This is a genomic window from Dongia sp. (genome assembly GCF_041910485.1).
GTDB lineage: Bacteria > Pseudomonadota > Alphaproteobacteria > Dongiales > Dongiaceae > Dongia.
The window spans coordinates 44,639-57,953 of record NZ_JAYRQR010000012.1; the positions used below are offsets into that span (position 1 = coordinate 44,639).

Here is a 13,315-nt window from a genome sequence, read left to right on the forward strand (position 1 = left end):
AAGTTGGCGCGGTGAGCGCGGACCCGGCCATCGGCGCTTTCTTCGAGATGCTGGCGGCCGAGCGTAATGCGGCCAACAACACACTGGCGGCCTACCGGCGCGATCTTGAAGATCTGCTGACATTTCTGGCCGCGCGCCACATTGCAATGGCCAAGGCTGCCACCGCCGACCTCAGGGCCTATCTCGGCCAATTGGCCGACAACGATCTGTCGCCGCGCACCCAGGCACGGCGGCTTTCGGCCTTGCGCCAATTCTATCGCTTCCTGGTCGAGGATGGCCGGCGCGGTGACGATCCGACAGCGGCGCTCGATGCGCCGAAGCTCGGCCGGCCCTTGCCCAAATTGCTGTCCGAAGAGGAAATGGCGGCCCTCATCAAGGCCTGCAATGAACTGGATGGGGCCGAGGGTGCGCGGCTACTGGCGATGGTCGAACTCCTCTACGCCACCGGCCTGCGCGTCAGCGAATTAGTGCGCCTGCCGGTCGCCGTGGTGATGCGCGACCAGCCATTTCTCACGGTGCGCGGCAAGGGCGGCAAGGAACGGCTGGTGCCACTCAACCCGCCCGCCCGCTCGGCTCTCACAACCTATCTCGAGGCGCGGCCGCGCTTCCTGGGCGGCGCGCAGAACTCGCCCTTTCTGTTCCCCTCGCGCGGCAAGGAGGGGCATTTGACCCGGCAGCGGTTCGGGCAATTGCTCAAGGGGATTGCGCTCAAGGCCGGGGTCGATCCCGCCCGGATTTCGCCCCACGTCCTGCGCCATGCTTTCGCAACCCATCTGCTGGATCACGGCGCCGATCTGCGATCCTTGCAAAAGATGCTGGGCCACGCCGATATCGCGACCACCCAGATCTATACCCATGTCCAGCAGGAACGGCTGAAGACACTGGTCGAAACCCACCATCCGCTGGCTAAATCCACATCCCGCAAGCGTGAAATCGCTGCCAAGAAGTAATTAAGCTAAACAATGCCGCTGATGGCACAGGCATTGTGCAGCGCAAAGGCGAGGATTGACAGCAGCCCGGACCCCGGGCCAAAAACTCTCGCAACCATCTGGGCAGGAAGTGAAAACATGAGCTTCAAGATCGTCGACCAGGCGCCCGCGCGCCTCAACCGCAGTGAACTCGCCGTTCCCGGCTCCCAGCCGCAGCTTTTCGAAAAGGCGGCCAAATCGGCAGCCGATGTCATCTTCCTCGATCTTGAAGACGCGGTCGCCCCCGACGACAAGGCCCAGGCCCGCAAGAACATCATCCAGGCGCTCCACGATATCGACTGGGGCACCAAGCAGATGTCGGTCCGTATCAACGGCCTCGACACGCACTATATGTACCGCGACGTCGTCGACGTGATCGAGCAGGGCGGCGAACGCCTGGACCTCATCATGATCCCGAAGGTCGGCACGCCGGAAGACGTCTACGCCGTCGACATGCTGGTGACGCAGTGCGAGGCCGCCGTCGGCCGCAAGAAGCGCATCGGTTTCGAAATGATCATCGAAACGGCGCTCGGCATGCAGAATGTCCACGCCATCTCGGCCGCTTCGAAGCGCAATGAAAGCCTGCATTTCGGTGTCGCCGATTACGCGGCCTCGACCAAGGCGAAGACCACGAATATCGGCGGCGCCAATCCGGCCTATTCGGTCCTCACCGACAAGGATGCGGCCGGCAACCGTGACATCCATTGGGGCGACATGTGGCACTATGCCATCGCCCGCATGGTAGTGGCGGCGCGCGCCAACGGCTTGCGTCCCGTCGACGGTCCGTTCGGCGATTTCGGCGATGCCGATGGCTACAAGGCTGCCGGTGCCCGCGCCAACGTGCTGGGCTGCGAAGGCAAGTGGGCCATCCACCCCTCGCAGGTCGCGCTTGCCAACGAACTCTTCAGCCCGGCCGAAGCCGAGGTCAAGAAAGCAGAGCGCATCATGGAAGCGATGGCCCAGGCCCAGAAAGAGGGCAAGGGCGCCGTTTCGCTGGATGGCCGCCTGATCGATTTGGCTTCTATCCGGCAGGCAGAGGTGCTACTGGCGAAGGCCAAGCAGATCTCCGGCGCGAAATAATCCACGCCGGCCAAGGGAGTAAGTGACAAGAATGGCGACCTATCTCGAATTCGAGAAGCCGATTGCTGAACTGGACGGCAAGATTGCCGAACTGAAGCATGTGGCTACCGGCGGCGACATCAACATCGCCGAAGAGGTCGCCAAGTTGCAGAGCAAGACCGAGAAACTGCTCAAGGCAACCTATGCCAAGCTGACTCCCTGGCAGAAAACATTGGTCGCCCGCCATCCGGAACGGCCCCATTTCCGCGACTATGTCGCGGCGCTGGTGACCGACTTCGTTCCCTTGGCGGGCGATCGTGCCTTTGCCGACGACCGTGCGATCCAAGGCGGGCTCGGCCGCTTCCGCGGTCGACCCGTCGTGATCATGGGTCATGAAAAGGGCAATGATACGCAGAGCCGTGTCCGCCACAATTTCGGCATGGCCAAGCCGGAAGGCTATCGCAAGGCCATTCGCCTGATGGAACTGGCCGAGCGCTTCGGTCTGCCGGTCGTGACCCTGGTCGATACGCCCGGCGCCTATCCCGGTGTCGAAGCTGAAGCGCGCGGGCAGGCGGAAGCGATCGCCCGTTCGATCGAAACCTGCCTCAAGATCAAAGTGCCGCTCGTCTCCGCCATCATCGGCGAAGGTGGTTCGGGTGGCGCCATCGCGCTTGCCGCCGCCAATCACATCATCATGCTTGAGCATTCGGTCTATTCGGTGATCTCGCCGGAAGGCTGCGCCTCGATTCTGTGGCGCAGTGCCGAGCAGGCCAAGGATGCCGCCGAAGCGTTGAAGCTGACCGCCGAGGACCTCCGGCAGCTTGGCGTCATCGACGAGATCGTCGCCGAACCGCTGGGCGGCGCACACCGCGCGCGCGGTGAGACGGCGTCGCGCCTCGGGGATGCCATCGAAGCGGCACTCGCGAAGTTCGACAATCTGTCGGGCGACGATGTGCGCGCCGAGCGCCGGCAGAAGTTCCTCGACATGGGCCGTCAGGGTCTCAACGCATGACGCGCCCGTCGCTCGCTGTCATCATTCTGGTGGGGATTCTTGCCGGTCCGGCGCTGGCGCAGGAAGATCCGTTCCTTCCGAGCGAATTCGGTGCCGAGCAGGGCATGTCGCCGATCGATTTCGACGCAGCCCGCATGAGCTATTTCAACCAGGCGGACACCAACGGCGATCTCTATTTGTCGCATGATGAAATCGATCATGCCGGCAGCCAGGGCAATTCGACGCTGTTCGAGGGCTCGGACCTCGACGGCGACGGCAAGATCAGCATCGACGAGTTCATCGAGAGCGGCAACGATCTCTTCGCCCGCCTCGACGCCAATGGCGATGGCGTTCTCTCCGCCGGGGAAATGTAACAGCCCCTCAGTTGGCTACCCTGGCGGCTAACCGCAACGATCCCGCGCAGGGTCTTTGCCCGACCGACGTGTAATCCCATGAACGGGCTCAATTGAGCCCCCTCATGACGGAGTGTCGGTAAATGAAAAATTCCAATCGTCTCATGCTGTTGGGTGGTGCTGTCGGACTTTTTTTCGCCATCGCCGCGCCGGCTTTTGCCGAGATGGGCATGTGGCAGAAGGCGGATACCAACAAGGACGGCGCCATCGACCGTGCCGAGTTCGGGGCGGAGGGTGCCGAGCGTTTCAAGGCGATCGACGCCGATGGCGACGGCTTTATCACGGAAGCCGAAATGACGGCCTTCCACGATTCCATGCGCGCCAAGCGCGATGCGAAACCGGGCGACATGGGCGAGAAATTCCTGAAGCGGTTCGACAAGAACAGTGACGGCAAGGTGACGGCCGACGAATGGCCGAAGGCCGGCAAGCTGAAGTTCGAGAAGGCCGATGCCAATGGCGACGGCTCGGTCACGGCCGAGGAATTGTCGGCCTTGCGGCCGGCGCATGACGACGGCAAGCCGGGCATCACCCGTGTCGATACCGACAAGGACGGCAAGATCTCGCTCGCAGAATGGAATGCCAAGGGCGATCAGATGTTCGCCAAGTTCGATGCCAACAAGGACGGCAAGATCACCAAGGATGAAATGCCGCGTCGACACAAGGGCCCCGATGCACCGGAAGGCATGGGCATGCCGGACGAGCCGGCGCCGCAGCCTTGATGCCGGCAGAGCGCTAACCGGCCGGCATCATGCGCGACAGCGTGGCCATCATTGACACCGGCAGCGATCCCGGACCAAGGTCCGGGATCGCCACACGCGGAGTCATCGTGACGAACACACTGCCACCACGCATGGCGGCCAACGATCAGGCCGCAGCCGAAGGTGACGAGGACGACCGGTTGCTGCTGCGGGTCAGCAGCGGTGACGGGAGCGCCTTTGCCAGATTGCGCGAACGTCATCTCGCGCGGATCTTCTCGCTGGCTTTGCGCATCACCGGATCGCGCGCCGATGCCGAGGATGCGGCGCAGGAAGCCTTCACCCGCGCCTGGCGCAAGGCCGATAGCTGGCAACCTGGTGCGGCGAAATTTTCGACCTGGCTCTACCGGGTGACGATGAATTTGTGCATCGACGCGCGCCGCCGGCCGCGCAACGAACAGCTCGATCCCGATCTGCCGCTGGCTGACCCGGGACCGGGTGCGGAATCGCAGATGATGGCGGCGGAACAGGAAGCGCAGGTGCGCGCGGCGATGGCGCAATTGCCTGAACGCCAGCGCGAGGCGATGGCGCTTTGCTACACGGTGGGCCTCAGCAACGCGGAAGCGGCCGAGGCGATGGAGATATCGGTGAAGGCCTATGAATCACTGCTGGTGCGCGCCAAGAAGGATATCCGCGCCAGACTGGAAGGAACGCAGCCATGACGAAACAATTGCGGGATGACGAGTTCGAAGCCTTGCTCGGGCGGTCGCTGCGCATGGAAGCGGCACCGGCCCCATTGGCGCAGCGCGTCGATGCGCTGGCGCGGCGCTCGGCGCGCGCTGGTGGCGGCGGCTGGTTCATGACGTTCCTCTCGCCGGCCCGTGTTGCGGCCAGTGCCGCCATCCTGTCGCTGACGATGGGGTTCGCAATGGGGTGGGGCAACGCAACGACGTCCGAGGAGCAGGACATCTATCTGGCGAGCGCACTATACGCCAGCAACGATCTGGGGGATTTCTGATGACCATTTCCGGCGCCAAGGCGAAATGGCTGATGGCGGGGGCCATCCTTTCGCTGTGCCTCAACCTCTTTCTTCTGGCCGGCATGGTGGCCGGTCACATGCATGCCCCTTGGGGTGCACCCGAGGGCGGCAAGGGCGGCATGGTGATGGCGACGGTACCACCGGAACTGCGCGGCGTGATCCGGGAAAAGCTGAAAGCCCGTGGGCCGGAGTTCAAGCAGGAGCGTGAGGCAATGCGCGCCCAGCGGCTCAAGGTGGCCGACGCGCTGGCGGCCGATCCGTTCGATCCGGCGGCGCTCGATGCGGCGCTCGGCGAACTGGAACAATCGGCGGGACGCCTGCTGCACCACGCGCAGGAAGGTCTCGGCCAGATTGCCGGCGAACTGACGCCGGAGCAGCGCAAGCAATGGGCCGAAGGCTGGCGCGCGATCGGCCCGCGCCCCTAAATCCCGCGCCCCTAAATCCTGCGTCCCTAAATTCTATTCGGCAGCCTGCGGCCGCGACGCGACCTTCGCGCCACCGCCCGGCGTTTCGAACTTTGCGAGCAAGGCGGCACGCTGTGACGCGGCACGGGCGATGGCCGCTTCCTTCACATGGCCGAAGCCGCGGATCTGTTCCGGCAACGATGCCAGGGCAATGGCCGTGGGCAGGTTGCCACTGTCCAGTTTGCCGATGAGGGAAGTGACGAGCTCCTCATAATCCGTGATCATCTGCCGCTCAGTGCGCCGTTCGTCGCTGCGGCCGAAAATATCCCAGGCCGTTCCACGCAGGCCCTTGAAGCCGGCGAGGATGCGGAACGCCCACAGCATGCGGGGGCCGAATTCCTGCTTCTTCAGATGGCCCGTCACCGGATCGCGCTTGGCCATGATCGGCGGCGCCAGATGGAAGCGGAGCTCGAAATCACCTTCGAACCGGTCGTTGAGATCCTCAAGGAACCTGCCATCGGTATAGAGGCGCGCCACCTCATATTCGTCCTTATAGGCGAGGAGCTTCGCATAGTTCCAGGCGACCGCGCGGGCGAGCGCGCCATCCGACCCTGGAATCTTGTTCTCGGCCGCCTCAACCTTGGCGACGAACTGCGCATAGCGATCGGCGAGCGCCGCGTTCTGATAGGCGGTCAAATGCCGGCGTCGATGGGTGACGATCTCGGTCAAGGATGCGGGCACGGTTTCGGCTGCATGGGTCGGTGCCGCCGTCTCTTCGACCGATCTCATGTCGAGTGCCGCCTGGCGGCCCCAGGCGAAGGCCTGGCGATTGGCCTCGACCGCGACGGCATTGAGCTTGATCGCCTGGTCGATCGCCTCGCCGCCGACGGGGATGAGGCCGCGCTGATAGGCAAAGCCCAGCATGAACAGGTTGGTGGCGATTGAATCGCCGAGCAGCGCCGTCGCCAGGCGCGTCGCATCGAGTAACTCGATGGCGCCCGATCCCACCGCCTTGGTCAGGATGTCCTTGAGATCGCCGGCCGGGAAATCCCAGTCCGCGTTGCGGGTGAAGTCGCCGGTCGCAACCTCATGGGTGTTGATGATGGCGCGGCTACGCCCGAGATCAAGCTTGGCGAGTGAATCGAACGAGGCGGAGACGACGATGTCGCAGCCGAGCAGCAGATCGGCATTCCCCGCCGCGATGCGCGTCGCGAAGATATCGCCGGGCTTCTCCGAGAGGCGCACATGGCTGAATACGGCGCCGCCCTTTTGCGCGAGCCCCGCCATGTCCATGACCGAGCAGCCCTTGCCCTCGAGATGGGCCGCCATGCCGAGGAGCGCGCCGATGGTGACGATGCCGGTGCCGCCGACGCCGGTCACGACGATGTTGTAGGGGCGCGTGAGGACCGGCAGAACCGGTTCGGGGAACCCCGCCACATCCAGTTGCTTCGGGCGCGGCTTGCGCAGGCTGCCGCCGTGGATGGTGACGAAGCTGGGGCAGAAGCCTTCGGTACAGGAGAAATCCTTGTTGCAGCTCGACTGGTCGATCTGGCGCTTACGGCCGAACGCCGTCTCGGCGGGCGCGATGGCGACGCAGTTCGAAACCTTGCCGCAATCGCCGCAGCCTTCGCACACCAGTTCGTTGATGAAGGCGCGCTTGGGCGGGTCCACCATCAGCTTGCGCTTGCGGCGGCGGCGCTTCTCGGCGGCACAGGTCTGGTCGAAGATGAGGACGGTGACGCCCTTCATCGCGCGCAGGTCGCGCTGCACCGCGTCCAGCTGGTCGCGATGGTCGATGCTGGTGCCGTGCGGGAACTGGCTGTCGCTGCCATACTTCTCCGGCTCGTCGCTCAACACGGCGACACGGCCGACACCTTCGGCTGCCACCTGCTGTGCGACCATTGCGACCGATAGCGGCCCGTCCATCGGCTGGCCGCCGGTCATGGCCACGGCATCGTTGAAAAGGATCTTGAAGGTGATGTTGACCCCGGCCGCGACCGCGGCGCGGATCGCCAGCAAGCCGGAATGGTAATAGGTGCCGTCGCCCATGTTCTGGAAGACATGCTCGGTCTTCGAGAAAGGCGCCCGGCCGACCCAGCTTGCGCCTTCGCCGCCCATGTGGGTGAAGGTCGCCGTGTTGCGGTCCATCCATTGCGACATGAAATGGCAGCCGATGCCGGCCAATGCCGCACTGCCTTCCGGCACTTTGGTCGAGCTGTTATGCGGGCAGCCGGCGCAAAAGTAAGCGATGCGCTTGATCGGCGGGTTGAAGTTCTTGAGCGCCGCTTCCTTGGCGTCGAGGAACTTCAGGCGCTCCTGGATGCGGGCGCTGGTGAGGTAGCGCTCGATCCGTTTCGCGATGACGCGGGCGATGCGCGCGGGCGTCAGCTCATCGGCCGAGGGAAGAATCCATTCGCGCGCCTCGTCGAACTTGCCGATGACGCGCGGGCGCACATTCTCGCTCCAATTATAGAGCTGCTCCTTGAGCTGGTTCTCGATGAGCGCCCGCTTTTCCTCGACGACGAGGATTTCATCCAACCCTTCGGCGAACTGGCGGATGCCGTCGCGCTCCAGCGGCCAGGTCATGCCGACCTTGTAGACGGAAAGGCCGATCTCGCGCGCGTAATCCTCATCGATGCCGAGATCGTCGAGTGCCTGGCGCACGTCGAGATAGGATTTGCCGCAGGTGACGATGCCGAAGCGGCGATTGGGCCCGTCGATCACCGCCCGGTTGAGGTTGTTGGCCTTGGCATAGGCGAGGGCGGCATAGAGCTTGTACTTGTGGAGCCGCATCTCCTGCTCGAGCGCCTGGGCGGTCGCGAAGGGCGAGGCGGGGAGGCGGATGTTGAGCCCGCCTTCCGGCATGTCGAAATCGGTGGGTGTGGTGACGTGGAAACGTTCCGGGTCGAGCGAGACGGAGCCAGAGCTTTCCGCCGTGTCGGCCACCACCTTCATCGCCACCCAGCAGCCGGAATAGCGCGACATCGCCCAGCCATGCAGGCCGTAATCGAGGATCTCCTGGACACCCGATGGATAAAGCACCGGAATCCCCGCATCCATGAAGGCATATTCGCTCTGATGCGCGGTGGTCGATGATTTGCAGGTATGGTCGTCGCCGGCCAGCAGCAGCACGCCGCCATTCTTGGCCGAGCCCGCAAGGTTGCCGTGGCGCAGCACGTCGCCGCTCCTGTCGACGCCGGGACCCTTGGCGTACCACATGGCGAAGACGCCATCATATTTGCTGTCGCCGAACAGGTCGGATTGCTGGCTACCCCAGACGGCGGTCGCCGCCAGATCCTCATTGACGCCGGGCTGGAAGTGGATGTTGTGCCGGTCGAGAAATGGCTTTGCCGAGACGAGCGCCTGGTCGATGCCGCCCAAGGGCGAACCGCGATAGCCGGTCACATAGCAGGCGGTGCTGAGGCCCGCGCGCTCGTCGCGCCGGCGCTGCATCATGGGCAGGCGGACCAGCGCCTGAAGGCCCGTGAGATAGACGCGGCCGGTGTCGATCTCGTATTTGTCGGTGAGGGAAACGGCGGCGAGCTTGGTCACGGGTCGGCGGCTCCGGCAGCTGGCGGATGAAGTCTGATATGGTTCGGACGATCATCCGATTCATCCCTTTTGTCCAGCCGCTTACGCCCGCATCCCTGAGTTAGACTGATTTTGTCGTGGCACCTCGCCATGCTAGTTTGAAATTGCGCGTCGGCAGGGCCGATGCGCAGCAGAATTGTTGCTGCATCGCGGCGAAGAAAAGGCTGGGTTGGCATGGCGCAAAGACGGAGCCGGCGCACGGGGCTCGGATCGCACGTGAAAGGGCGGCAAAGGCTTCTCGCCGGGGCGGCCGTTATCCTCGTCGCCTATCCACTCCTGGCCGCGTCCGGCTGGAGTGCGGCTCTTTCATCAAGCATCGCCTGGGATGCAGGCATCCTGGTCTATCTGACGCTTTCCGGCTTGATGATGTTCAGTTCAACCCCCGAACGCATCACGCGCCGCGCGCGGGAGCTTGATATCAGCCTGGGTGAGATCGTCATCCTCACCGTGCTGGCGGCGGGGTTCAGCCTCTTTGCCGCGGCCCGCGTGCTCGCTCAGGCAAAGGTGGTGAGCGGCCCGCTCGAGCCGCTCTATCTCGCGACCGGCGCCGTCTCGATCGTGCTGTCCTGGTTCCTCGTCCACACCTTGTTCGCGATCCACTACGCGCACGAATTCTACAATGAAGGTGAAGGCGGCAAGAATGCGGGCGGGCTCGACTTTCCCGGCGGCCAGGCGCCCGACTATTGGGACTTCATCTATTTCGCCGCCGTCGTCGCCATGACATGCCAGGTCTCCGACGTCACCATCCCGGGGCGCGAGATGCGCCATCTGGTGACGGCCCACGGCATCGTCAGCTTTTTCCTCAACACCGTGATCCTGGCGCTCAGTGTCGGCATCGCCGCCAGCTTGATCTGACCTATGCGCCCAACAACCCCCAACAATCTGACTTTGCCCGCCAAAACCGTGCCGTCGGCGCTTCTGAAGCTCCCCCTGCGGCTTGTTCCTCGGCCCAGTCGACAATGGCTGCTGACAATCCTCGTCCTGTTGTTCCTGCCGGTTTTTGCTTTGATCCAATTCGCTCCTGAGCAGATTTTGGGTGGCCAGTCAGCCAAGACGCATTTCGATTGGTATCATGTGCTCGAGTTGATAGCCTTTTTCTTTGGTTGGATAGGCTGCGTTCTCAAGCTACTCCCGCGAAGCCCCCTCTGGTTCTTGGAAATGGACAAGCACGGGCTGACCTTTCGCAGACTCTGGCGTCGGAAACGTGTGTCATGGTCAGCCGTGACGCAATTCGCGGCGATCGAGATCAAAGTCGGCTCCCATAGTTGGTGGCGCATCGTGGGCGATAATCTTCCTCCAGGCCTCGTGCTTCCCGAGAAACGTCGACTGAAGGCTGGCAATCTGGTCTTCGACACGGATCCCTTGTTGCCACTGTTTGCGAACAAAAAGCAGCGCGCGGTGGAAATGGCTGCCTGGCTGCAACAAGTGTCGTATGAGCAGCGCCGGGCCGACTCACCGGACCGCGTGAACTTGCCGGCATTTTTGAAACCCAATGCCATTGCAGCAGCGGTAGATACCAAAAACGAGCGGCAGTTGAAATCGGCTGATGGCAACAAGACCGTTCAAAGATATCGCTAGGACACAAAATGAACGCGAGACAGGATTTTCTGGAAAATGATCTTGGGACATTGCTGGCGCCGGGTGAAAGCGGCGACGGCTTTTCTGCCGCGCGTGGGCTGCTCTTGCGCGTTGTGGCCGACGTCCCGGCCTATCGGCAGCTCTTGAAAGAGCAGGGCATTGATGTCGCCGGCATTGCGACGCCGGCCGATTTTGCGCGCCTGCCGCTCCTCGACAAGGCGAATTACGTACGCCGCTTCTCGCAGGATGAATTGGTCTTCGGCGGCGATCGGGCGCGCTGCGATTTCTACGCGGTCTCTTCGGGGTCAACGGGGGAGCCGACCTTCTGGCCGCGCTCGGCGGCGGACGAATATCCGATTGCCGTCCGCTTCGAACAGGTCTTCCGCGACATGTTCAAGGCGCACGAAAAACGGACACTCGCCGTTGTCTGCTTCGCGATGGGCACCTGGGTCGGCGGCATGTTTACGACCTTCTGCCTGCGCGCGCTGGCCGAAAAGGGTTATCGGCTGATGATCGCCACCCCCGGCAACAAGCCGGACGAGATCGTCCGCATTGTCGAGAAGCTGGGGCCGGATTTCGAGCAGACGATCCTGCTGGGCTATCCGCCTTTCTTGAAGGAAGTGATCGATTTCGGCCGGGCGCGCGGGGTCGATTGGGGCCGCTTCCACCCACGCCTGGTGCTGGCCGGCGAGGTCTTCAGCGAGACCTGGCGCGAATTGATGGCCGAGCGGGCGGGAGTCGAGGACATCGTCCATTTTGCCGCCTCCCTCAACGGCACCGCCGATGCCGGGGTGCTGGCGCAGGAGACGCCGCTCTCGGTTGCCGTGCGCCGGTTCCTCTCGAAGCATCCCGATCTGGCGCTGGAAATATTCGGCGACACGCGCTTGCCGACCCTTTGCCAATATGATCCGGCCAATCGCTATTTCGAGATAGTGGACGGCACGCTCGCCTTCAGCGGCGACAATGGCGTGCCGCTCATCCGCTATCACATCGCCGACCGGGGCGGCGTCATGGCCTGCGACGTGATGCTGGCGCGCCTGGCGAAGGCGGGCTTCGTGGCGCCGGAGGCCTTTCGCCGCCAGCCCTTCGTCTGGGTCTTCGGACGCGCCAATTTCACGATCTCCTATTTCGGCGCCAACATTTTCCCGGAGACAGTAAGTCTCGGCCTCGAACAGCCCGCGGTGCGCGGCTTCGTCACCGGCAAATTCGTGATGGAAGTGAAAGAGGGCCTCGGCGACAAGCCAGCCTTTACGCTGGCCGTCGAACTCGCGCAGGGCGTCACGGCAGAGGAGACAATCTCGGATCTCATTGCGGAGAGCGTGCTAGCCACCTTGCGCGACCTCAACAGCGAGTTCGCCAACTACGTACCCACCGATTTGCAGCGCCCTGTGGTGACGCTCTATCCCCAGGGGCATCCGGACTATTTCCCGGTCGGTGTCAAACACCGTTACAGCCGGTGAAACGCTTCAATCAGGGAGAGGACCTTGGAGCAGGGTGACCAACGCAAGATAAATCTGCCCATTCGCCTCGTGCCGAGCCGGCAGGCGGCGATTTTTGGCGCTCTCTTCATGCTGGTCTGGTTGGGGATACTGATCTTCATATCTTCACAGATGGTGCCGATGGCCTTTCAAGGCCTGGGCAACATCAAGAACGATCCCGCCATCATTCTCTTTTTCATCGTGCCGCTTTTCATGTTCTGCACCGGCGCGGCAATGTTCGTGTTCTTCGCGGGGCGCTTCCTGCCCGGCAGCCCGTTCGATCATCTCTCCATCCGGGAGGAGGGGCTGGTCCGGCGCCTTACCTGGAAAGCGAAGACCGTCAAATGGGCTGACATTCATCGGTTCGATTGCATCGAGCGGATTCGCAAGACCAAGCACGGATCGATCAAATACTGGCTGGTGATGGCGGAGCGCGACGGTGCCGCGTCCCGCAATCCGGATCAACGCGCCAGGGAGGCATTGCTCTCCTTCGACAGCGGCATCTTTGCGCAATCCTTCAAAGACAAGGCGGCGTTCGCTGCAATGCTCACGGCCTGGCTCAATGATCTGCTGGCATCGCTGCGGTCCGGTCGCCTGCAAGACCCGGTTGCCCTGCCGACGGCACTCGCCGATGCCATCCGATTCCATGACGAAACCAGATCCGGTCGCCCACGCGGCTCTGGCGATCTCGGCACGCGCCCGGCGAAGGCCCCGGCGATCACGACCAAAAGACGCAGGAGTGTGATCGAACGCTAGGGCGAGGCACTTTGTTCCTAAATTGTTCTTGACAATGAACTAGGAGTCTGGTACTAATAGAGCTGTGCACATATCACCCTGGCTCCCCATCCGGAGCCGCTCGGTTGTCCCTCGGCGCAAGTCCAGCGATGGACGCAGGCCGAAAGCATCCGCCCCTGGTTGAGAGGGGCAGGCTTGGTCGGCGGCCACAAGGCCCGATCCTCCGGATCAGCGGGTGAGCGATCCTCCGCGAGTCCCGGGTCACAGGACGCTCCCCCAGGGTTGCGGCGGTTAAGCCAGCCCCCGCCGGACCCGATGCGGTGACCGGGTTCCCCTCCTGGATGGCAGGAAGCCATCCACGTCA

General features: G+C 63.2%; 13 protein-coding genes. 12 read left to right on the forward strand and 1 reads right to left on the reverse strand.

Annotated elements, in window-relative coordinates; genetic code table 11:
• The first annotated feature begins 11 nt into the window (after positions 1-11).
• From xerD to ACE3PP_RS03105, 8 genes are all read left to right on the forward strand, one after another.
• A complete protein-coding gene (xerD, locus tag ACE3PP_RS03070) occupies positions 12-950 on the forward strand; it encodes a site-specific tyrosine recombinase XerD (protein ID WP_374377825.1) in 939 nt (312 codons plus the stop codon).
• 117 nt (positions 951-1,067) lie between these two features.
• Positions 1,068-2,048: a CoA ester lyase gene (locus ACE3PP_RS03075; protein WP_374377826.1), complete on the forward strand. Its 981-nt coding sequence runs from the start codon at positions 1,068-1,070 to the stop codon at positions 2,046-2,048.
• 31 nt (positions 2,049-2,079) lie between these two features.
• Entirely contained in the window at positions 2,080-3,039 is a 960-nt protein-coding gene (locus ACE3PP_RS03080) for an acetyl-CoA carboxylase carboxyltransferase subunit alpha (RefSeq protein ID WP_374377828.1), read from the forward strand.
• Entirely contained in the window at positions 3,036-3,392 is a 357-nt protein-coding gene (locus ACE3PP_RS03085) for a hypothetical protein (protein ID WP_374377830.1), read from the forward strand. The genes ACE3PP_RS03080 and ACE3PP_RS03085 overlap by 4 nt, the downstream gene beginning before the upstream one ends.
• Before the next feature lie 122 nt (positions 3,393-3,514).
• Positions 3,515-4,150: an EF-hand domain-containing protein gene (locus ACE3PP_RS03090; protein ID WP_374377832.1), complete on the forward strand. Its 636-nt coding sequence runs from the start codon at positions 3,515-3,517 to the stop codon at positions 4,148-4,150.
• A 107-nt stretch (positions 4,151-4,257) separates the two neighbouring features.
• Positions 4,258-4,848, forward strand: a complete 591-nt coding sequence (locus ACE3PP_RS03095) for an RNA polymerase sigma factor (RefSeq protein WP_374377833.1) — start codon at positions 4,258-4,260, stop codon at positions 4,846-4,848.
• Entirely contained in the window at positions 4,845-5,144 is a 300-nt protein-coding gene (locus ACE3PP_RS03100; RefSeq protein ID WP_374377835.1) for a hypothetical protein, read from the forward strand. Before ACE3PP_RS03095 ends, ACE3PP_RS03100 begins: the two co-directional genes overlap by 4 nt.
• Entirely contained in the window at positions 5,144-5,590 is a 447-nt protein-coding gene (locus tag ACE3PP_RS03105; protein WP_374377837.1) for a periplasmic heavy metal sensor, read from the forward strand. The genes ACE3PP_RS03100 and ACE3PP_RS03105 overlap by 1 nt, the downstream gene beginning before the upstream one ends.
• Before the next feature lie 33 nt (positions 5,591-5,623).
• On the opposite strand, the gene ACE3PP_RS03110 is transcribed toward ACE3PP_RS03105, so the two are convergent.
• Positions 5,624-9,121, reverse strand: coding sequence for an indolepyruvate ferredoxin oxidoreductase family protein (locus tag ACE3PP_RS03110; protein WP_374377839.1), 3,498 nt, complete (start codon positions 9,119-9,121; stop codon positions 5,624-5,626).
• Positions 9,122-9,334: 213 nt separating this feature from the next.
• Between ACE3PP_RS03110 and ACE3PP_RS03115 the strand changes: the two genes are divergently transcribed.
• The 4 genes from ACE3PP_RS03115 to ACE3PP_RS03130 are packed head-to-tail and all read left to right on the forward strand — an operon-like array spanning position 9,335 to position 12,972.
• Positions 9,335-10,015 (forward strand): DUF1345 domain-containing protein, encoded by a 681-nt coding sequence (locus ACE3PP_RS03115; protein WP_374377841.1) that lies wholly within the window; start codon positions 9,335-9,337, stop codon positions 10,013-10,015.
• A gap of 3 nt (positions 10,016-10,018) precedes the next feature.
• Complete coding sequence (locus ACE3PP_RS03120) at positions 10,019-10,738, forward strand: hypothetical protein (RefSeq protein WP_374377843.1); 720 nt, start codon at positions 10,019-10,021, stop codon at positions 10,736-10,738.
• A gap of 8 nt (positions 10,739-10,746) precedes the next feature.
• Entirely contained in the window at positions 10,747-12,198 is a 1,452-nt protein-coding gene (locus ACE3PP_RS03125) for a phenylacetate--CoA ligase family protein (protein WP_374377845.1), read from the forward strand.
• 24 nt (positions 12,199-12,222) lie between these two features.
• A complete protein-coding gene (locus ACE3PP_RS03130; protein WP_374377847.1) occupies positions 12,223-12,972 on the forward strand; it encodes a hypothetical protein in 750 nt (249 codons plus the stop codon).
• The last annotated feature ends 343 nt before the right edge of the window (positions 12,973-13,315 follow it).